19 protein-coding genes are annotated in these 21,443 nt (G+C 54.4%); 10 read left to right on the forward strand and 9 right to left on the reverse strand.

All coding sequences use genetic code 11. From position 1 onward, the window contains the following. Positions 1–252: 252 nt before the first annotated feature. The 3 genes from NATGR_RS12700 (at position 253) to NATGR_RS12715 (ending at position 3,239) form a co-directional block, all read left to right on the forward strand. Positions 253–1,398 carry a tyrosine-type recombinase/integrase gene (locus NATGR_RS12700; protein WP_005580389.1) on the forward strand — a complete coding sequence of 382 codons (1,146 nt, stop codon included), beginning with the start codon at positions 253–255 and terminating at the stop codon, positions 1,396–1,398. Between the two features lie 51 nt (positions 1,399–1,449). Further along, positions 1,450–1,707, forward strand: coding sequence for a hypothetical protein (locus NATGR_RS12705; protein WP_015233656.1), 258 nt, complete (start codon positions 1,450–1,452; stop codon positions 1,705–1,707). Positions 1,708–2,135: 428 nt separating this feature from the next. After that, entirely contained in the window at positions 2,136–3,239 is a 1,104-nt protein-coding gene (locus tag NATGR_RS12715; protein ID WP_005580391.1) for a tyrosine-type recombinase/integrase, read from the forward strand. A 10-nt stretch (positions 3,240–3,249) separates the two neighbouring features. On the opposite strand, the gene NATGR_RS12720 is transcribed toward NATGR_RS12715, so the two are convergent. Together NATGR_RS12720 and NATGR_RS12725 are read right to left on the reverse strand one after the other, a co-directional pair. Next, positions 3,250–4,374 (reverse strand): tyrosine-type recombinase/integrase, encoded by a 1,125-nt coding sequence (locus NATGR_RS12720; RefSeq protein WP_015233657.1) that lies wholly within the window; start codon positions 4,372–4,374, stop codon positions 3,250–3,252. A gap of 183 nt (positions 4,375–4,557) precedes the next feature. After that, positions 4,558–5,442 carry an IS1595 family transposase gene (locus NATGR_RS12725; RefSeq protein WP_015233210.1) on the reverse strand — a complete coding sequence of 295 codons (885 nt, stop codon included), beginning with the start codon at positions 5,440–5,442 and terminating at the stop codon, positions 4,558–4,560. Positions 5,443–5,541: 99 nt separating this feature from the next. Here NATGR_RS12725 and NATGR_RS12730 point away from each other — a divergent pair, with 99 nt between their 5' ends. Next, complete coding sequence (locus tag NATGR_RS12730) at positions 5,542–6,414, forward strand: HNH endonuclease (RefSeq protein WP_015233658.1); 873 nt, start codon at positions 5,542–5,544, stop codon at positions 6,412–6,414. A gap of 174 nt (positions 6,415–6,588) precedes the next feature. Here NATGR_RS12730 and NATGR_RS12735 read toward each other — a convergent pair whose 3' ends face one another. From NATGR_RS12735 to NATGR_RS12775, 7 genes are all read right to left on the reverse strand, one after another. Further along, a complete protein-coding gene (locus NATGR_RS12735) occupies positions 6,589–7,614 on the reverse strand; it encodes a hypothetical protein (RefSeq protein ID WP_005580397.1) in 1,026 nt (341 codons plus the stop codon). 683 nt (positions 7,615–8,297) lie between these two features. Then, positions 8,298–9,497 (reverse strand): DsbA family protein, encoded by a 1,200-nt coding sequence (locus tag NATGR_RS18940; RefSeq protein WP_015233660.1) that lies wholly within the window; start codon positions 9,495–9,497, stop codon positions 8,298–8,300. Between the two features lie 3 nt (positions 9,498–9,500). Further along, positions 9,501–10,385, reverse strand: a complete 885-nt coding sequence (locus tag NATGR_RS12750) for a hypothetical protein (RefSeq protein WP_231990883.1) — start codon at positions 10,383–10,385, stop codon at positions 9,501–9,503. A gap of 168 nt (positions 10,386–10,553) precedes the next feature. Further along, the gene (locus tag NATGR_RS12755) at positions 10,554–10,904 is read right to left on the reverse strand and encodes a PDDEXK family nuclease (protein ID WP_005580403.1); all 351 of its coding nucleotides are present in this window, start codon (positions 10,902–10,904) and stop codon (positions 10,554–10,556) included. Between the two features lie 72 nt (positions 10,905–10,976). Further along, positions 10,977–11,708: a DUF4268 domain-containing protein gene (locus tag NATGR_RS18945; RefSeq protein ID WP_197706747.1), complete on the reverse strand. Its 732-nt coding sequence runs from the start codon at positions 11,706–11,708 to the stop codon at positions 10,977–10,979. Beyond that, on the reverse strand, positions 11,657–11,923 hold the full coding sequence (locus NATGR_RS20100) for a hypothetical protein (RefSeq protein WP_005580406.1): 267 nt from the start codon (positions 11,921–11,923) through the stop codon (positions 11,657–11,659). The genes NATGR_RS18945 and NATGR_RS20100 overlap by 52 nt, the downstream gene beginning before the upstream one ends. A gap of 39 nt (positions 11,924–11,962) precedes the next feature. Beyond that, positions 11,963–12,616: a hypothetical protein gene (locus NATGR_RS12775; protein ID WP_005580407.1), complete on the reverse strand. Its 654-nt coding sequence runs from the start codon at positions 12,614–12,616 to the stop codon at positions 11,963–11,965. Positions 12,617–12,717: 101 nt separating this feature from the next. Here NATGR_RS12775 and NATGR_RS18950 point away from each other — a divergent pair, with 101 nt between their 5' ends. The 6 genes from NATGR_RS18950 to NATGR_RS12800 all read left to right on the forward strand — a co-directional run bounded on the left by NATGR_RS18950 (position 12,718) and on the right by NATGR_RS12800 (position 21,398). Then, positions 12,718–13,212, forward strand: coding sequence for a restriction endonuclease (locus NATGR_RS18950; protein WP_015233661.1), 495 nt, complete (start codon positions 12,718–12,720; stop codon positions 13,210–13,212). A 316-nt stretch (positions 13,213–13,528) separates the two neighbouring features. After that, entirely contained in the window at positions 13,529–15,043 is a 1,515-nt protein-coding gene (locus tag NATGR_RS12780) for a metallophosphoesterase family protein (protein WP_005580408.1), read from the forward strand. Then, entirely contained in the window at positions 15,040–17,751 is a 2,712-nt protein-coding gene (locus NATGR_RS12785; protein WP_005580409.1) for an AAA family ATPase, read from the forward strand. The genes NATGR_RS12780 and NATGR_RS12785 overlap by 4 nt, the downstream gene beginning before the upstream one ends. Further along, the gene (locus NATGR_RS12790; RefSeq protein ID WP_005580410.1) at positions 17,751–19,016 is read left to right on the forward strand and encodes a DNA double-strand break repair nuclease NurA; all 1,266 of its coding nucleotides are present in this window, start codon (positions 17,751–17,753) and stop codon (positions 19,014–19,016) included. Before NATGR_RS12785 ends, NATGR_RS12790 begins: the two co-directional genes overlap by 1 nt. Before the next feature lie 139 nt (positions 19,017–19,155). Next, positions 19,156–19,755: a hypothetical protein gene (locus NATGR_RS12795; protein ID WP_005580411.1), complete on the forward strand. Its 600-nt coding sequence runs from the start codon at positions 19,156–19,158 to the stop codon at positions 19,753–19,755. Then, a complete protein-coding gene (locus NATGR_RS12800; RefSeq protein ID WP_005580412.1) occupies positions 19,755–21,398 on the forward strand; it encodes an ATP-binding protein in 1,644 nt (547 codons plus the stop codon). Before NATGR_RS12795 ends, NATGR_RS12800 begins: the two co-directional genes overlap by 1 nt. The last annotated feature ends 45 nt before the right edge of the window (positions 21,399–21,443 follow it).

Genomic DNA, 21,443 nt, shown 5'->3' on the forward strand with positions numbered 1-21,443 from the left:
AGGTGGTGCTCTCGCTGTACGTTAGTGTGCACTTCTGACCGGTCGCCAAAATCCAGAGTTCTGCTACCTTATATTCGAGGACACAGTGCCCGTTATATAATACATGGGCAAATGTGCTCGTGTCCAGTGTTTACTATATGCCTGTTTTGTCTCCCGAAATTCGGGTACTGTAGCCCTTCTAAGCACATATTTGAAATCTGAAATGAAATCAACAGGCATATATGCCAGTGTTCTCGTTCGAGTTAAGTACGAATGTCACAAGAGGCGAACAGTAGATTCGAATGGCCGGAGAAATTCGCTTCCGCGAATACTCTGGCCGTCCCACGCAAATCGCAAGAACAGCTGAACCTCCGTGAGCAACAACGATATGCAGACTTCCGCCGAAATCTGTTCAAGTGGATGGTAACGGAGGGTAAGAACCCGCGTGCAGGCGACGGCTACTCCCTCTCGTCGCTCTCAGAACATAGCTCACGCCTCGACCAGTTTCTCCGGTGGTTGTGGAACCACGAGGGACGCTTCACTGTCCGCGTAACGCAAGACCACGCAGACGACTACCTGGAGACTGTCCTCCGGGAGAGCGATTATTCGAAAAATCATAAGCGGAAGACGGTCAACACGCTCCAAATCCTCTTCAAATACAAAGCTCGTGAGCAGTATGGTGACCACGACTGGGACCCAGTCACTAAGTTCAGAGAGCCTTCCACGCCGCGGAACTTCACGGACTACCTCCGGCCCCCGGAACTGGACAAAATCAAATCTGCAGCGCTGTCCTATGGTTCGGTCCCCCCACGAAACCAGCTATCAGAAGACGAGCTGGACTTCTGGCAAGCAGAGATAGCACAACGGTTCGGAAAGCCAAAGGCCGAACTCGACGAGGAAGACTGGATGCGTGCGAACTCGTACAAGATACCGTCGCTCGTCTCCATCTCGTGCGATGTAGGATTCCGTCCCTGTGAGGTCAACCGGTCCCGGCTCGGCTGGTTCCGTAAAGAAACGAAGGAGATGGTCATTCCGAAGAACGAGTCCTCGAAAAACGAAGGCAACTGGGAGTGCTACCTCTCCGATGAGTCAGTCGAACTCCTAGAACGGTGGGAAGAAGAGCGAGAGCTGTACGACGAGTACGAAAACACGAACGCAGTCTGGCTAACGCGCGAAGGGAACCCGTACACTGCGCAGTCGCTCCGCGACCTCATGCGCCGGTTGTTTGAGGAGGCCGGGATGTCGACGGAGGAGCGCGAACTAGGCTGGTACCTTATTCGCCGGGGTGCTGGCACAATCATCGGTAAGCAGGGTGTCCTCCCCGTGATGGAGCAGCTCCGCATCAAACGCGTCTCGACAGCCAAACGATACGTGAAAACGTCTGAGGAGACCCTCAGAGAGGCTGTCAACAGTTACTGACACCCGATGGCGAAGGTGGTATTAGATAGGACACAAATTCACGAGGTAAGAATGACGATACGAGACGAGGTTTGGAACGAGGTTATTACGACTCTGGCGACCGAGGGAGAGTTTCGGATTAAAGACCTGGACCTCGACGAGGAGCAGAAGTACACAGTGCGACGATGTCTGCAAGAGATGGAGGACCAAGGCTGGGTTACGCGGTCGAGCAAGCAATCGCCTATCTATCGAACGGGCTGGAAAATGAAGCTGATTATGAATCAGGCCAGCGACGAAGAGGATGCAGAAACTGAGCTGACAGAAGAATAACGCCACCAGTATTGGTACTATATCTCCCTAGTCAATATCTCCCCAACATTACACATATGGCCTTCAGAAACACTTAGACAGAAATATCTCTCTCACCCCTCATATTACACTAGCAATATTGCTGAGGTAATTTGTTTGCCCTCTCGAGGCAATGACCGGGGTTCGAATCCCCGTCGGAGCACTCCTTCCCCGACGCCTTCTTGCGGTTTTGGCCTGCGGAGGTCACCAATGTTCGACTCAACGCTCAGGCCAAGTAACTTCGAAGGATTCACACACAGCCACGCCGTCTTGCGATTTTCCCATTTTGCCGGGCTATCCGATTCGCAGGACTCACGTAGCATTCCGGTCCCGTCGGGCGATTCCGGAATTTGCCCGGGAATAGGCGATTCGCAGGAACGCGCTCGAAACCGCACGACGGGGGCGCGATAATGGTCGATCTCGACGACTACCCCGTCGTCACTGAGGATGCGGAGTCATACCTGAACAAACGACAGTTGCTCGACTACCGGTCCGAACGTGAGGAGTGTTTAGAGTGGCTACTGACGTTTGGGAAGAAACCAGACGAGGTAGTCGGGTACGCCCCCGGGACTGTGAAGCCTCGCTGTTACCGGATGGATCGCTTCTACCGGTACGTGTGGGAGTTGGAAGAGGGATACACGGTGAACCTCTCACACGAGCATGCCGACTCCTGGATGAACCATCTCGCACGCCGCGACGTCAGCGCGACACACAAGCGCAACTGCATGAAGGCGCTCATGATGCTGTACAAGTGGTTGCATCACGAACGTGGTCTCGGCGAGTGGGAGCCGGAGTTCCGGTTTTCCGCCGACAACAGCACCCAGCCACGGGATTACCTCACACAAGATGAGCGACGAGCGATCCGTGATGCTGCGCTTGAGTACGGGTCTGTGCCCTCGTACAACAATCTCACGCCGACTGAGCGTGATCGGTGGAAGCAGTACCTGGCACAGCGGTTCGAGAAGCCGAAGTCGGAAGTCACGCCGGACGATTGGGATCGAGCCAACGGGTGGAAGATCCCGTCGCTCGTCTGGACGAGTCTTGATGCGGGGCTTCGCCCAGTGGAGGTCGAACGAGCGACGATCGGGTGGGTTGATGCTGATAACAGCGTCCTTCGGATCCCGAAAGAAGAGAGTGCAAAAGGGGACGAGCACTGGGTCGTCGGGCTGCGAGATCGAACCGCAGAGATCCTCTGGGAATGGTGTCAACAGCGTCGGACGTACCCGCAGTACGATGGAACCGATAAACTCTGGCTGACTCGTCAACGGAACCCGTACGGAACATCAGCACTTCGTGATGTTCTCCATCGACTGTGTGATATCGCCGATATCGATACCGAACATCGACAGATGAGCTGGTACACGATTCGTCATTCAGTTGGCACGTATATGACACGTGAAGAAGATCTAGCCGCAGCGCAAACACAACTCCGGCACAAGAGTCCAGAGACGACCATGAAATACGATCAGACCCCCGTCGAAGATCGACGGGACGCCCTCGACCGGATGGGATAACTTCCCGTCGTCACATCAATTCAGCAGCTTCGCGTTTGAGTTCCGGTAGCTTGTGGACGTACTTGCTCGCGGCTGAGGTAGTGGTCTGTCGGAGTTGCTCTGCAACGATTTCGAGATCTCGGTACTCGTCGTAGACGTAGGTACCGATTGAGTGGCGGAACGAATACCAGACAAGCTTCCGTCCGCGTGTTTCGATATCCGCTTCTTCCATGAGATTATCCAGAAGATCGTTTAACGGCCCGGAATCGTACGGGTTCGCTTTTCGGTTGAGCCAGATTTCGTCACGGCCATCGTAGCGCTCCATCAGCTCTCGCTGGTCGAGCCAGTTTTCGAGGTACAGCGCTTCTTCGTCCGTCAACTCGACATTCCATGGAGCGTCGTTTTTCGGTGCTTCGCCGGCTGGTATATGGATTGTTTGCGTCTTTGAATCGTACCATTGGACCTTCAGTCTCCTGACTAGATCAGGTCGCCATCCATGCCCGCGACTCGTCCGGACAAGTGATGGAATCTTCCACGAGTGGTTTATGTGATCCCAGTCAGCCGGCCGTACGTCTTCTTTTGGCTTCCCGAGTTCTTGGGCGATATGTGCTTTCCACCGATCTCGCTCATCAGGTGAGAGGTTGTTGTAACTCGGGATGGTTTTATAGGTAAGTGCCGCCTCCGTCAGTCGCTTCAGTTCCTCCTTCCGAAATGGATCTGGCCTGTTTTCCTTCGCTGGAGCGTCATCACTGAATTCGTATTCCGGCTGCCAGTCCTCACCTAGGAAGGCACACCAATTTCTCAGTACGTCGTTGAATTTCCGCTTGCTCCCCTCCACATACGGCTCACCGTCAAGCTTCTGGAGCCGATCCTCCTCAAGCGCATTATTGATCTTATCTACGTCCTCTATTCCAATTTCCGTCGTGATCCCCTCCGTTGACCAGAGCCACTTCACCGCTCTGTGAAACCGAGAAACTCGTTCAGTAACTGCGCCGTCTGAGTATCCGATACTCCTCTTTGGTTCTTTGCCTTCTGTCTCCAGATACGTGCTAAACCGAGCTAACTTCGCACTGTACACTTTCCGCTGACGTTCGTTCAACGGCGCTAACTGATCGGCAGAGACCGGGTGTTCAGACTCTGTCCGGAGACTGCTCATCGCCCACCTCCGCGAGCTGTAAGTTGCCTGTTGATAGTGACTTTTTGAACGGGGCGCTGGATACGGGATAGATACGGCCCACGTCTGCGTTTCTGCACGGTACGGTTCCTATTGTTCATCGATCGGACTGAACAGGCATAGTAACCTATTTAAAATACGCTCTTGTGTAGCACTTTGTTGATCTCATAGCGTCGCTTTGATAGCGTGTTTGAGCGCTTCTCTCCCTGGTTTCCGCAGTAGCTTTCGTCGAAGTTGGAACGCTCGGAGATACTGTGTGAGCTTGTCTTTTGAGATGCCTCGATGAGGCGAGAGCCACGGTCGCAGCAGCGATCCGTGGCTCTCGCAGGTGTTGACGTGTACGTTTTCGTTGGCGTATTCGCCGTCGCCGTGGACGACGTATTCGCGGTCGAATGCGTCGTCCTCGGCCAGTGGATCGTAGGCACGAAATCCGTCAGTGTAGACGGTCAGTGGCTCCTTCTGACGGTTTTCGAGAAGGAGCCGAATCGTCGATTCGTCGGCTGATTTCGCTGGGATCACGTATCGGTCGCCGGTGCCACGATCGACGATCGTGAACACCGGCGGTTTGTCCTGCTCGTACGTTCCTCGCCCACGCGTGGACAGGCCACGCGAGCGCGACTCTTGGTCGCGCTCGCGGCCTTTCAGCCCTGCAGAAACGTAGACTTCATCGATTTCGACCGGTCCGACAAGGTCAAGCGAAGGTGCATCAAGCGCCTTCGTGAAGCGCTCGACGCGCTGATAGATCGTTTTGTACTGGACGTCGATCTCTATCTGAAGTTGACGAAGACTCGTGTTAAACCGGAGAAACGCGTAAATCGAGAACAGCCACTTTCTGAGTGCGACTTTCGAATGGGCGAAGATTGTGCCGGTCTTGTCGTTGAACGTGCGGTCGCAATTCTTACAGAGATAGCGCTGAAAGTGCCCATAGCTACCGTTCTTGACCGTCAGGTCAGAACGGCAGCGAGGGCAAGTAACACCGTTACGCCAGCGAACCTGCTCTAACAGGTCCGCTGCGACCGATTCCGACCCAAACACATCTAGCGGGATCATGCCTAACGGACACCGCTGACGCGGTGTCCTTGCTCTCTTCGATTCTACAGCGACAGCTGAGCAGTATCAACAATCTCCTACAGAAGAGCGTAAGACAAAATGTCTCCTGAACTGCAACGCGAACCGGAACATCGGCTTCCGCTGGGAATGACTGTAATTGATTCTGATGCGGGGTACGACCGATATATTGTGGTAGGTCACCCTGACGAGACGTGTGGCGAATTCATAGTTCAAGGTACAGAGAAGACTGTTGCAGATTTCAACGATGGCTACGATGAGGAGACCCCTGTTATCCAAGTCGTTGCAAAGGAGACGCTTGATGAGAGCGTAGATAATTGGACAAGGATGTCATTGGGGGATCTTCAATCGGAAGCGTCTGCTGCTGGATTGAAGATCTATTCGTATCCTTCTAAGCGTCTACAGTCTGCGTTTTCACACGTTCCAAATCGCGTAGAGACGCATCGTGATCTCATCTGTTATCAGTATGCTCGACTCACTCATCTAGCTTCGACGATTGATCATCCAGACCAATTCAAAGGGTGGTTGCTGTGGACTAAATACAATGAGTTGACGAGCGGTGAGATCACAATGTCGTCGGTGCTAAAAGAGAATCAGTACCAGCTGAAGGAGAATCTTGGCTGCTGCACGTACTGTAACCGAGAGTCTGAAACTACGTTCGACCATATCATTCCTCGTGACGCTGGAGGAGCGGATGACATTAGCAACATGGTTCCTGCATGTAAGTCCTGCAACTCCAGTAAGAATAACAAAAACATCATAGACTGGCATCAAGAACATGAGTTTCCAATTGATCGTGTTGTCGTCGGGAAATACTTGAAGCTCAGGTGGAATGAATTCAAGGAAGCCGATCTCCTAGACGAAGAAATTCCTGACTCACTCCGTAGCCGGTGGGAGGGTCTCGAAATTGCACGCAGAATCGATCAAGCCATTACTATGCACCCCGACAGGTGATTCTGGCTCCAGATAGTTTCTATTCCGTGCGCTCCTCTTTGAGCGCCTCAAAGTTGATTTTGCTCTACTCTATATCACCAGGATCGGTATACAACACGACGGCGAATCCAATCTCATCCTGAAATACTTATTCGATTCACCAGAGTCCAGGACTGGGATACCTCGCGGTTCCTGTCAGTCAGTCCTCTTGTCGAACGCTAATTCATTAGCGGAGTACGTATAGCACTTGATTCCGTTTTCGTCGCAGTGTTCTGCGAGTTTCGACGGCCACACTCCTTCGTCGTCGAAGTCGCCGAGGTAAGCTACAGTAACCGAATCGTTGTTCCCATCGCCACCGCGCTCGACGACGACAGCCGTGTTCGGATCACTGTGACTCGTTTTAATGACGCGGTCGCCGGGTACGTACGGATTGTCGGCGAATTCGAGGTTTTCGTGTTTGTATGTCCAGAGTTTGATCTCGGTGTCGACGCAGTATGATGCGAGGATCCCGGGGTGGTACTCGCGCCAGTCGGCGGGTCCTTTGTCAAGTGCGCTCGGGAATGCTACGCGAACGGCTTCGCCGTCCAGTTCCTGGCCGAAGGCACCGGTATTCTTCTCTGGTGGCATCACTTCGATGACGACGCCAACTGACGCGTCCTCGTCACCAGCCTTGATGACACGGTCGCCAGGCTTGAACGGGTTCTCTGGTTTCTGATTCATGTACGCCGTGTTTGGTCCCAGCTCTTGCAACTCGTTCATCGGTCGCGCTGCGAGATGCGCTAGCTTTTCCGGTTCATTACCTGAGTACGCTTCCTGCGTTTCGACCTTTGATTTGAGTGTTTCAGTGCGTTCCCACCCTAACAGAATCAGCGCGTCCTCGTTGTCTCGATGCCAGACCATCACGATGATATCGTCGTCGGGGTCGTTTTCCAGCAGGTTCGCCGGGCGAAACGCCGAGACATCCCGCGACGTCTTCACGTCTACCTCGTACCCGAACACCTCGAAATCGTGCCCGGAGAAACTCTCGGGATTGCATCGTCGGATCGCCGCTTCGTTCTGCCACTCCCACATTTCGACCGGGAGGTACTCCCGACAGAACTGTTCGAACGCGAGCTCACCGAGATTTCCAATCCGTTTTACGTCGATATCGTCGGCACCCTGAATTACTGCCTGATGATTCGCTCGCTCCCGGTCGATTTCGTCCGGGGAATACAGATACATTACACGCAGATTATCTATTAGCCAGATATACTTTGGGTACTGGTGATCACTACTGGAGTTGGACTGAAAATGCGCAGGAATCCATATCAGGTTCCCCAGAGACAAGTAACGAAGCCGATCTCCGCTGGCGAGAGTACGGTCGACGCCGAGGATCTATCTAAGTGATCTTCTGTCCGTATAGACATCTGGTTTGATTTCGGCGGAAAAAGGCAGATACTGGGTTAACGACTTAGCTTCGTAGTTTGGCTACGAGTTCTTCGACTTCTTCCCCATTGTCCTCAGTCGTTTCTTCGGTCTGACGTTCTTGGAGTTGGGATGGTACTTCTACGGTTTCGTCAATGACCGGTGTCTGCCCGTATTTGTCGTGGAGTGTCCGTTGCGCGTCACCGACAGTGCCTGGCATTGAATCGCCAATACTGTGGTCTCCAGTAGAGCGGTGTCGCCTGTTGAACGCGTCGCGGTTATCGTTAGACCCCACATATACCACATTATTAAGAAGTCACTTAATCTTATCCTTGATAGGGATACACATCACGTTTGTCTATCCCTCTATAAAACCGTACTTGCGGGACTAGTAGGATACAACCGATGCAGAGCGATTGTTCTGAAGGACTTGTTTTGGGACAATGAATATGGAAAGTGAATGAATCCAGCGAATTATCCTAACTGCGCGTGGTGACTATTCAGGTGTATTGGTCAGAATGATTCCAGAATTCTTCGCTACCGGCCTCGAACGATGAAACACAGTCCAAGTTCTTGAGATGCTGAACAGCTTCTTCACGCTGGATCTCATATACCTCCATTACCTCAGGAGTGGCTACAGGTCCGTGTTCCTCGATAAAGCTCTGCAAGTCCTGCGGCTTCTGCTCGTCGATACCTTGGAATGTGAACTGGGTCTTGAAGTCCGTGTACCGGACACGGCCATTCTTGGGGACTGGCTTTCCTTGGATTTCCATGAGCGTGAACGGAAGCTCGCCACGCTCACTTGTCTTCAGTTCGGTCTCGTCCAGATCTTCTTGGAACTGGTCAGAATCCAACCCGAGTTCTGACGCCAGATCAATCAGGACCTCTCGGTCGTTGATGTCGCGGCCAGCTGCAATACCACGACGCCACAACGTCCGAATGTAATCTACCCCACGATACTGCTGGATTGATGCCTCGAACGCCTTATTGACCAGGCCCGTAGACTCCGGCGGGTCATCGTCCCAGAACGAAGGATCAACAGGCATACTCAACTCCTCACTACACTTCTCCCACTTCTGTTTCTCCTGCTCTGGATCCAGATCACGGACAGGAGCCGGCTTATAGAAGAGTTCAATCTCCTCACCGTAACATTCCTCAACCCGCTTCATCACCGGTTGGACGCCCCACGACATCGCGCTCAACGCATCAACCTCTTGGACCACGACTATCGTCTCATCTTCCTCCTCATCATCGTCTTCTTCCTCTTCATCGGTGTCCTCCTCGTCTACGTCTTCGTCCGTGTCCTCAACGTCACTTTCCCGCTCTGCATCTGGCTCTTCGAGATCGGGTTCTTCGACCTCCGGGGATTCAGGCTCTGACTCCTCTTCGTTCTCACCCTCTTCACCATCCTCTGCTTCATCACACTCTTCAGGATCTTCCCCTTCCGGTGGCTCGATACCAGCACCAGCACCGGCCCCTGAAGCAGCACCACTACCGGCACCAGCACCAGCTGCAGCACCTGCGGCACCGGCAACGCCTGCAGCAGCACCTTCACCGTTACCGGAATCATCTTCTTCAGCTCCGCCGAAATCATCAATACCGGTTTGAGTCTGGTTGTCTGTCGATCCTTCATCCTGCGAATCATCGTCATCCGATGAACCTCCGCCGCCTCCGCTGTACGAACCAAGGAATACGAACATTGTTCAGTTCTCCTCTTTCTTGTCGGTGAACTCGTTTACAGGCCGCTGCTCCTGACCATCGTTGACTGAAAGCTTGGCCTCCCGATTCTTCCGGAACTTCGGCCACGGATCCTGCGAGAGCCCATCCCCAGTAGAACAGGCATCCTTCCATTGCCGAAGCCCGGTCGCTCCACGTACACGCGGAGCAAAATCTAACAAATCATCCTCCGCAAGCCGTCCGATCAGGAACACGTTCTCTAGGTCCAGAGCGGCGATAGGGTTCCTGACATGGCTTCGGAGGACTTTGATCGCGTTACCAGCGTCACCTCCGGTGTACTGGACGGCGTAGAAAGCGAACTCCTCGTAATTGAACTCGTCGTATAATTCCTGGTACTCCACGAAGTGTTCGTACTTCCATCCCTTGTTTGTCGGGATTAGCCGAACATCCAGATCCTGCTCGATTACCAGTTCCTGCAGGGTTCTAACATGGTTTATGTAGGCCGTGATAGCGTTCTCTTGGATTTCCTCGTCCATCCAGTTGTAGTTGTAGACCACGTCTGGGACGTAGATCGCTGGTTGTACGACTTCCAGTAGGTCCAAGACGTCTTGCAGCGTCCGCTTGTTCACCTTGTCGTCGTGTTCTGTTCCGAGGAGTACCGGGATATGCCATGGCTCAAGGACATGGCTCAGGTTATCATCCCGCTCAACGACTTCCTTAGCGTCCGAGAAGTTGATTACCACGTACTCAACTTCTTGGTTGCCGTCAAGCCACTCCTCATACTCCTCGTTAGGAAGCTCAACACGTGGATGAACGCCTCTCACCGGCTCGTAAATCCGACGAGAGTTAACCGCCTCATGCAGAGTTTGCTGCCCTCTACCGAGTTCACGGGTGTCTGTTTGCGAACTCAAAGTTTGCTCCTCGTCTCCGGTTCGTTCTTTTCAATGGGAGACATGTCAGGATACGTGTTAACTCCATATAATACTATTGCTGCAAATAGGCGTCTAGGGCCGCCTAAACCTTCGAATCGGGCGATTTGAGGTGGGGTGGAGTAATCCTACCACCCTGGCATATGAATTTTAGTTATGTTCTCGATCGTCATCGAACTCACTGTAGATCTCGGTGAGGTCATCATGAGTGAGTGTTCGAACCCAGGGCGCGTAGTCGAGTGCTTGCGCGATAACGTCGCGTGGTGTGCGGTCGCGTTTGAGTTTGATGATGTGAAGGTCGTCTTCGGCGTCTATCCCGAGGAGATCAAGTTGCTTCGCTCGCTGTCCGGACTTGCTGCCCGTAATTAAGATATTCCGTCCGAGGAGGTTCGGGTCTTTTTTCACTAACTCTTCGAGACGTGACTCGTCGTCAAGTTTCCCGGACGGGACACGAGAGTACTCATCACCGTCGGTACGCCAAAGCCCAAACTCGATCGGCATACGGATAACACGGACAGGTCGCACTTAGGGATTCACTCCTGTTGAACCAGATCATGATAAGCGGTTCAAGTGTTAGAACTGGGTGAGCCGCGGCTCGATTACCTCACGGAACGCGTCCATCTGGTTTGTTCCCCAGTCGATCAGTTCGTTCTGTTCGTCAGGGGTGAGTTCTTCGACGGGAGCAGGGGTTGGTCGTGGGACTTTGATTCGGCATGCTCGTCCGTTGGGAAGTGGTTCCCAGACGACTTCAGTTTCGAGATTCGATTCAATGGTTGTTTGGTCTTCTTTGAGCGACTCGAAGATTGCGTTGTTTTGCTCTGCATCGCCAGCATCGATATACAGCTCAACGGAGAATTCGGTCTCGCCGTGAAACACCCATCCAAACGAGACGCCACTGATTCCTGCACCGAACGTCAAGTATGATCGTGGCTGTGGGGTTAACCGGTTCCAGCTTGGACGGTGTTCTGCGTACGCATCAACGAGACTGGCGAAGAAGTCCCGGTACCCTTGTTCTCGATCGGAAAGCGGGTCACGGAGTTCTCGTTCCCAGTCGTTCGGCTCAACGACGATCGTGAACTCGAACCCGAGAGTAGCGTCGTCAGTACCGACACTGACGATGCGGGGTCGGACACCGAAGAACCGAGCGCCGGAAGAGTCGCGGGTGTTTAACCAGTCGAGAACGGACCGATGTTCGTCTCGAAACCCTTCAGCGACCCATACGACAAACCCGGCGTCAATACCGGCGGCGTACGTCAGTAACTTACCGAGATGGTCATGATCAGTTGATCCGAACTGGTTTTCGATGACAACGGGATCGCTCGTCGTCGGTTCTGTTCCGACAAGGTCGCGGTATAGTCTCCAACTGCGGTCTCTCTATTGGCGTCATCAATCTCGATGCCGATCAGCGACGCGAGTTGATCAATGTTTTCGAGAAGCCACGGCGTAAAATCCTGCTCTTCGTGCTCCCAAACCTCCCGCAACGGGACTTCATCGATCCGCTTGAGTTCACTGGTATCCATAGAGTTTGAGTTTGGGTTCTAGATCTAAGACTCGTGCTCTCACGGATCGACTTCTATGAGTGCGTATTGGAATTCAGTACTTCCCTCTGGATGTGACGGGGTGGTGTACTGGTAGGGCTGCCACGTGAGTTCGTAGGTGCTGGAGAGGTGAAGTGGTGGGTAGTTCTCTTTCGTTTTTGCGGATGCATCATCGCTGTAGGCCAGTGTGCCGGTAACTTGACGACCGTCGTACGTGAGGAAGTCTGCAGCGTTCAGATGCTGTCCACGCTTCTGCCAGCATCCTTCATAATTCGTTAAGGAGAGGACATACCCGGTGTCGATGCTCCCGTTCGCAACTAGCCGTTCAACGGTTGCGACATCTTTCCAGAACTCATACATCGGAATATCATAGGCTTGGATTTTGCTGTGGTTGAACACCTCATTCAAACCGTGGAGCGGTTCAATCGAGTGGAAGGTATCTAAGGGATACTTGAGTTCAATCGCTGTTGCGTGTCCGTCTTCAAGATGGATGATATCGAGGTATGTCTGCTCTCTCCCATCGTTAAGAGGATTGTCAACAGGGAACTCTGGTCGGACAACGCCAGAAAGATCGGCTGCTAGCTGACGGCTGAACGCGATGTGGAAGTCCTTTTCATTATGAAACACCCGGTCCAGTGCTCCGATTGTCCTGTGGATCGTTGCCGGGGAAACCATTGTATGACAAACGGTATCAGTATCTGGTGAATCTTTGGTAGGAACTCAGATGATGTAGAACGGCTTCTATACTTTATTCACTCCAAGAAGCGGTATCCGATATGGATGATAGTATTCAATCCGGCGAGGATTTTGAAAGGTGGTGTTCAGGGGTCAAGCCAACAGCGTTAGAGGAGATCGTCGCTACGATATATCGAGAGCAAGGTTGGAGCGCTCACACCACCCCACCGACTAATGATGGTGGCGTTGACGTGATATTCGCTTCAGATGATTCCTCCTCGGATATCGATGCACTTGTTCAAGTAAAGCGCTACACCGGAATCTACACGACTGTTGATGCTGACGCGCTTTATAAACTCCAGGAAGCTGCGAAAACCCATGATCCAAACCGATTGATCGTGGTTTCGACCGGACAGTTTGGTAATCCGATTGAAACTGAAGCTGCCGACACAGATGATTACGTTGTAGAATTGGTACGGTGCCGCGATCTCTATGACCAGATTACCCTCGAAGTGGTGTCTCTCCTAACAGAGACCTATTCCTCATTTCCTCATCGCAAAAACTGGTGGGAGCGATCAGACTACCCCAATCAATAGCCAGCGAATAGAGTTGACAGTAGCAGTATACGATTGATGTTCCGATATCTGCTCTGGTCTGCGCGACGATGAGTGGTTAGATGTCGGATCGGCTGAGAGTTGACCTACAACTTAGAATCTGATCAGTCCTGCAAGAACTACCAGAACCACACTGCCAGTAGCAGACAGTGAACGTTGCTATTACAAATCCTGATTTTCACTTTCGCTTTGGTTGTCTGATGTTTAATAGCTGTCCAGTCACATGTAGCCATAGACGCTCAGTCACGTGATTTGTACCGGCCTTGACTGAATACGGACTGACCCTGATTCACCGACAATGCTAACGTTTGGACACATCGCGGACACACACCTCGGGCATCGACAGTACGGACTGAAACAACGAGAGGACGACATGGTCTCAACCACGCGCGCTGCGTTCCAAGAAATGGTTGAGGAGCGCGGAACTGACGTAATCGTGTTACCGGGAGATCTGTTCCACTCTCGGGATCTTCGACCGAAAGTCCTCCACCAGACCGAACAAGAACTCGACCAGATACCGGACGACGTCCCAGTGCTCGTTTCGCGTGGAAACCATGACGAAAATCTGACGCCGCGTGACGTGACGTGGCTGAATTACCTGCACCAACGCGGACAGATTGTCTTTCTGAAAGCCGATCTGGATGCAGATCCGGATACAGCGCGATTCGAACCGTACGATCCCGAGGAGCCTGGTGAGTACGCGGGGTTCTACGATATTGAGACAGCAGAGTGTGATGGCCCGATTCGCGTGTTCGGACTGCAGTGGCGTGGCGCGAAGACCGGGAAGGCACTCCAGCAAGTTGCGAACGGGATTCAAGCAACGAACGAGGAATACGGCGAGCCGGCGTTCACGGTGTTGTTGGGGCACTTCGGGATGGAAGACGAGGTGCCGACGTTAGGTGGGACAGTGACGCACACCGAGTTGCGGGAGGTGAAGGAGGTCGTGGATTACCTTGCACTCGGGCATATCCACAAGCGGTACGAGGCCGGTGACTGGATCTACAACCCCGGCTCACCGGAAGCACACAATACGCGTGAAGGACGGGATGACTGGGAACATGGGTATTATTCAGTGTCGCTGAACGCCGATGCGTCCGAAGGCGACGAGTCAGTTAGCTACGAGGTGGCGCATCACGAGTCAAAGCGTCGTCCGTATTACCGCATTGAGTTTGACGTGACGCCGTACGAGTCGCCAGGTGAATTAGAATCGGCGTTCCAAGAACACGTGCAAAACGAGCAGACGACGGTCAAGGAGTACTGTGAGCAGTCGAAGTATACGGCGCACGGTGAGCCGCGAGAGGCGATTCTTGACCTTCGGTTTACGGGGACGCTGCAGTTTAGTCGCGGGGACTTCCGAACGGACGAACTCGCGGCATACGCGGAAGAGACGTGTGAAGCGCTGTACGTTCAGGTGAATACTGGGATTCGGACTGCGAACGTGCAGCAACTCATCTCGGAGATCGATGAGGGAGAGGTGTTCAAAGACGGTCAGTTGAACACGGCTGCGTTGGAGGATAGTGTGTTCGAGACGATCGCGCAGGAGTCAGTGTATGCTGAGAACGCGTCGGATGTGGCTGATGTGCTGGGAGACGCACACCAGATGGCGCAAGCCGAAGAAGCGGTTGAGGACATCCAAGATTCGGTGAGTTCGGCGCGGCGGGACCTGTTCCCGGAGTTAGCCGACGACGTGGTTCTCGATATTGATGAGGATCCGTTCGACGATGGTGACGCCGCGGAAACCGCGTCGGATGCCGTGGAGACTGAGGAGTCGCGTGCTGAGGCTGATGAGGCTGCGGAGGTGATGAACGAATGAGAATCACGGAAGTCGCGTTAGAAGATATCAAGTCGTACAAAGGCCGGACAGAGGTACCGATCGAGGGCGGTGTGACAGCGATTCTCGGTGAGAACGGGGCAGGAAAATCGACGATTCAGGAAGCGATCGGGTTCGCGTTATTCGATTCGCTGCCATTCAACAACAAGGACTTCGTTCGAGAAGGCGCGAGCTCAGGGACCGTCGAGGTCACGTTCGACACGCCGACGGAAAACGGGACCGAGCGGTTCCGAGTAACTAGGTCGGTTGGCCGGTCGAACTACGGGGTGCATCGCTACGACGCTGAAACTGATGAGTGGATAGACCAGGACATCGATTCGAAAAGCCAGTTGATGGACTGGGTGTGCGTTCGGTTCGACGTTGAGGATGGCGATGAGTTAGGAAGCTTGTGGGAGTCGTGTATTGGGGTGCCGCAGACGCGGTTCCTGTCTGACTTTTCGCAGACGGCTCGGAATCGGAAAGCGACGTTTGACGCGTTGCTGAATCTCGATGCGTACGAGGAATCATGGAACCAACTCAAAGACGTCCCGGACGCGATTGAGAAGCAACAGCAGGATCTCCGGAGTGAGATCGATACGCTCACTGGCGAAGTGCAGAACCTGCCGGAGGAACGAGCAGAAGCAGAATCGTTGGCTGACGCAGTTGATGAGCTTGAAGCGCGTATCGAGCGGAAAGAGGCCGAGGTATCGGAGAAAGAAACGGAGTATGAGGAGTTAGCGGCTGTCGAAGAGAAGATCGAGTCCCTCGAAAACGAGGTTGAGTCCCTGGATCAGGAAATCGAGGCGACAGAAGACCAACTGGAAAACGCTGAGGCGGAACTTGAGGATGCTGAGGAAGCCCGAAAGAAGTGCGAGGCAAACCGTGATGGGTATCAGCAGTATCAGGATGCGAGTGACCGACTGGATGAGTTAGAAGAGGAGGAGGAAGAGCGGGACGCGCTTGAGGACCGGCGTGACGAACAGAGAGAGGAGATTCAGTCGATCGAGTTCCGAGTTGAGCAGCTTGAGGAGCAGTCGGAGACGCTGGAAGAAGCACAAGAGACGTTGGAGTCGCTTGAAACTGAGAAGGAGCGGTATGAGGGACTGGATGACCGGATTGAGTCACTGAAGGACCGCGAAGACGACGTTGAGGCATTCCAGCAGGAGATTGAGGAACTCGCTGCAGAAATCGAGGAGACGGAAGCGGAGATTGAGTCGTTAGAAGAGACGATTGCCGAGATCGAAGAAGAGTGGGCGGAGACAACGGATCCGGACGAGATCGGGGAAGAGATTAACAACAAAGAGGTACGTCGGAAACAACTGAAGAACGAACGGGAACGACTCGAAGAGCAGTTAGAGCGGTTGCGTGATACGGATGTTGATGCGCCGTGCCCGACGTGTGACCGGCCGTTAAACGAAGAACATCGGTCGAAGACGATCGAGCAACGAGAAGATCGAATCGAGGAGATTGAAGCGGAGCGCGCGGATCTCGCTGAAGAGCTCGCGGAGTTACGCGAACGGCATGAGGCAGCGACCGAGGTCAAACAGCGCGTTGAGAAGATTTCTCTTCATCAGGATAAGATCGAGTCGTTAGAAGACGATCTCGACGAACTCCGTGAGGAGAAAGAGGAGACTGAGGCGGAGTTATCGGAGTTAGAAGACGAGTTAGCGGAACTCCCGGACCTCGAAGCTGAACGCGATGACTTAGAAGAGGCGTATAACGAGTACCAGAAGGCAGAGTTCCGGGTAGACGAGCACGCGGATGCACCAGAGGAGTTGGAAGAAAAGCGCGCTGAGTTAGAAGAGGAACAGTCGGTGCTTGACGAGATTGCGGATGAGTTAGACGAGTTCGACGGACTGGATGAGGAGATCGGCGAGGTCGAGGACACGCTGGAAGAGACGAAGGAAGCATATCAGACGTATCTGCAGAACGAGCAGCAGGCATCGCAAGTCAAGGAGCGTCGGGAAAGGGCCGACGAATTGGACGATGAGCTTGCGGAGCTCGAAGCCGAGATCGAAGAAACGGAAACCGAGCTGGAGGAGACGCGAACGTCGTTTGATGAAGAACGCTTCGAGGCACTTGATGCAGAGATCGATGAGCTCAATGGCGAGATCCAGCGCGCCAAAGGAACACTTGAAGAAAAGAAGGAGAATCTGGAGCGGGTACGCGAAGAGATCGAGCGGTTAGAAGCGAAGTTGGAAGAGCGCCAGGAGAAGCTCCAGCAGTTGAAGGAGTTGAAGGCGGATCAGCAGTTCGCCGAGTGGGTGCGTGCGAACGTGCGGGAAGCGGGGCCGAAGATGCGTGAGATCATCACGGATCGGATCGGTGCGCGTGCGAACGAGTTGTTCCGATCGATTCGCGGCGCGTCTGGGGAGACGCTGGAATGGACGAGCGATTACGAGATCGTCGTACACGATGCGGACGTGCGGAAGTCGTTCACGACGCTGAGTGGCGGTGAGAAGATGGCGGCTGCGCTTGCAGTGCGCCTCGCCATCCTGGAACAGTTAGCGTCGGTCGGTGTGGCGTTCCTCGACGAGCCGACAGCGAATCTGGACCGGGAGAAGAAGCAGAACCTGGTCACGCAGTTGAAGCAGTTGGATAGTTTCGAGCAGCTCACGGTCATTAGTCACGACCAGACGTTCGATTCGATGACGGATTACACGGTCACTGTGGAGAAGGACCAGCAGTCGTCGGAGGTGACCGTGAATTAATGCCGATCGACAAACACGGGGTTGCTGCCGAGTTGGAGTCCAGCGTTGAGACGATCGAAGCGTATCTGGACGATGGTACGGGGATCGTCGAGCGGTATCAGGACGCGTTCCAGCGGCTCCCTGAGGAGTGGACGAGCGAGGAGATCCGTGAAGAGTTGCACCGAGCGTCATACCCTGGAGCGTATCCGACCGACGAGTTCGATTCCGCGAGTAGCCTCGTCGTTCCGCATTCCGAGAGTGATGGGTGGGAGAACCACGAGGAGATCAACGAGTGGGCGCGCGAGATTCTCAATGATGTGCCGGTGATGGCTGTGGACGGGTCGCAACTCCCGCCGACCACGGAGTTCAACGTCCCGCTGGCGTACGTCCAGGCAGCGTGGGCAGTCAATTATCATCACGCTGACGGCCGGCTTGAACGAGATGTCGACGGGCGGTTGTTGACACCTGACGAAATCACGCGGGAATCTGAGGACGGAGATTACCGGTTCGTCGATTCGCAACTCGTCGGGCATCATCGCTTCGAATACGAAGGATCGCTGCTCATCGAGCAACTCGTGGAACTAGCAGCTGCTCGTGATGCCGGCGACATCGACCATACGCCGATCGTCTTCTACGATGGCCCGCTGATCGCATCGTTTGCGAATCCGTTGAAGCCGGAGACGCGCGAGCGATACATCTCGACGTTAAGCCGGGTGATCGCGGCGAGTCAGCACCATGAGATCCCGCTGGTCGGGTATATCGCGGGCTCGAGCGCGACTGAACTCGTGAAGATGACGCGACTCCTGTTACAGGATGAGTTCGAGACTGACCGTGTCATCCCAGACGCGCACGTTCTGACAGAGTTGATGAGTCCGTGGGGCGATACGACAATTCCGTTCATTTCGAAGCGCGACGGGAGCATCGACGCGTTACAGACGACGTACGAAGGAGAGCAGTACGAGTTCCGGGATGATATCCTGTTCTCGTACCTCAACGTCCCGCCTGGTGCTGGGCTCGATCGGATCGAGTTCCCTGGATGGCTGTGCCGCCGCGATGGGCCTGATGGGTACGACTCGATGTACGAGTATACTGTCGAGATTGTACGGGCTGAAGCTGGGGTTGGGCGCGGCTACCCGGAGATCCTCCAGCAAGCTGATAGTGACGCTGTACTCGACCATCAAGACCGGCAACAGTTCCATCGGATCGTCCAGCGGTGGGCTGACTCGAACGACGTCCCGCTCGGATGGAACGCCAAAGCCCTCAGTAAGGAACTCCGTCGTCGATGACCATGATCGCTCATCGCGTTCCCTCGGTAGTACGCACGGAGCAAGCAACAGGCAGCCACACTAATCGCAATCTATGACGAACGTATCAACACCAAGTGATTCGCCGGACGTTGACTCGTGTGTCCGGATCGGGAGTATCGTGTCCTCGAACAGCCACCTCGATTACGTCGCAGAGGTCTACAAGGACCGGGACTGCGACCGACCGCCGGAACTACACGAACGCGAGTTCGGGCAACCAGTGTTCATCAAGAAGACCGTTGACGGGACTGAACACGTGATTGTCGGCGTGATTTACGACACGCAATTAGTGGATCCAGATCAGGGACGAACCGGGCCGCGATTAGCCCAAGACGACCAAGCGCAGTTCACACCAGGGTACATCGAGGAGCGAACGACGCTCGTCGGGATTGCGCTGCTCGGCACGGCAGTCATTACTGACGACCGGACAATCGCGGATCCAAGTCACCAGATGCCGCGATGGACACTGGAAGTTGACGACACAGTGTACCACTGCCCGGACCAATTCACAGAAGCGTTCCACCGCGTGGATGGGCAAATACAGTTGGCGTATCTGGATCGGTTAGTGGATATCGCGGGCGACCTCGGTGCGGAAGTCATCGTGACACTGATCGACCGGTTGCGAGGGGTGCTTCCTGAGGACGACTCGAACCAGCGCGTGTTAGACGTCGTCGAGCAGAACGTGCAGTGGCAGGCGCGTGAACAGCGAGGGGTGGTCTAATGTCGGGGCAGATGGACGTGATCGGAACGGTCGCTGGCCCTGGGGACGGACCGAACGAGTTCGTCTTTGTCGCACCGGCGGATAGAACGATCAAGACGGGCGAGTTCATCACGTACTCAGTTACGGTCGAAGGCGACACTCGGTCAGTGTTTGCCCGCGTGACGAACCGTGAGTTAATCAGAGGCCTTCCGGAGGGGTTCCTCGCCGATCCGAATGTCGCTCCTGACACTGTCGCGGCGACACTTGGGGTTCCGACTGACGACACGGAGTTGTACCGGTTGACCGCGACGGTCATCGGGTACTACGATACGACTATGACGACGTTCGCCAATCCGCGGCAATTACCTGACCCGGGAACGCCGTTGTCTGTCGCACCGGATCCTCAGCTCGAAACGGTGCTGCCGAACCTCGGCTGTGAAACCGACCGCGTCGACGTGACTGAGTTGGAAGGCGTCGCGCACATCGGCTGGTTACTGAACCGAGCGGAAGAAGCGACGAACATCCATCTCCCAATCGAGGAGTTCGTATCGACGCACTTGGCGATCCTCGCGGAAACTGGTAGCGGGAAATCCTACACCGCGTCTGTCCTGATTGAGGAGATGATGCGGCCCAGTTCCCGTGCCTCACTACTGGTGTTCGATCCGCACGGTGAATACAGCACACTGGACGAAATGCAGGGTCACGAGGCGTTCCAAGGCGAAGACGGGTACCAGCCGGATGTCGTGTACTATGATCCGGAACGACTCCACGTTCGGATTTCTGAGTTGGAACTCGGGGACGTCATGGCGATCTTGGATAACCCGAGTAACAGGATGCAGGAACGGCTCTCGACAGCGTGGCGTTCAATGCAGAAACGAGAGAGTCGAACCTGGGGAGTCGATGATCTCATCCACGAGATGGAGCAGATTTACGACCCGGATGACTCCAGCGTCGGCGCGTTAGAGTGGCGTCTTCGCCGGTCGATACAGCGGAACGACTTGTTCCACCCCGAAGAGAACGTGCCGTTGGACGAAATCGTGGATCCTGGTCAGTGTACAGTCCTTCAGATGGATACTCTGGACAAACGGGATCAGCAACTCATTACAACGGTTCTCGTGCGTCGACTGTACCGAGAGCGCCTCAACGACGTGCGTGGCCGAGACTCCGAGATCGAACACCCGATTTTCTCCCTGTTCGAGGAAGGCCATCGATTCGCCCCTGCCTCAGGTGATGCGCCATCGCTTGGCATCATGCGGACGATCGCGTCTGAAGGACGTAAGTTCGGGTTCGGACTCGGAATCATCAGTCAGCGCCCGTCAAAGATCGACCCGGACGTCCTGTCGCAGTGCGGGACGCAGATTTCGATGAAAATTCGGAATCCAAACGACCAGGACGCGATCAAGAAGTCCGTCGAGGCCGCCGGCGAGGACGTCACCCGCGAATTACCTGGTCTGACGCCCGGGCAAGCGATCGTCTCCGGCGACGCGATGAACACGCCGGCGCTCATCCAAGTTCGACGTCGGCTCACAGAACACGGTGCTGAGAGTCGCCCGGTAATCGACGACTGGCAGGAGGCGTATGAGCGCAAGCAGCGTGAGCCGTCTCAGTCTGAAGCAGCTGACTTCGGTGGTGGCGATTCGACTGGCGTGCAGAGTCTCGACTAATCCTGCCCATCCAGCCCACAGAACTCGGCTGGTCTGTTTTTCTGA

The sequence above is a fragment of the Natronobacterium gregoryi SP2 genome (assembly GCF_000230715.2).
In the GTDB taxonomy this organism is placed as follows: Archaea; Halobacteriota; Halobacteria; order Halobacteriales; family Natrialbaceae; genus Natronobacterium; species Natronobacterium gregoryi.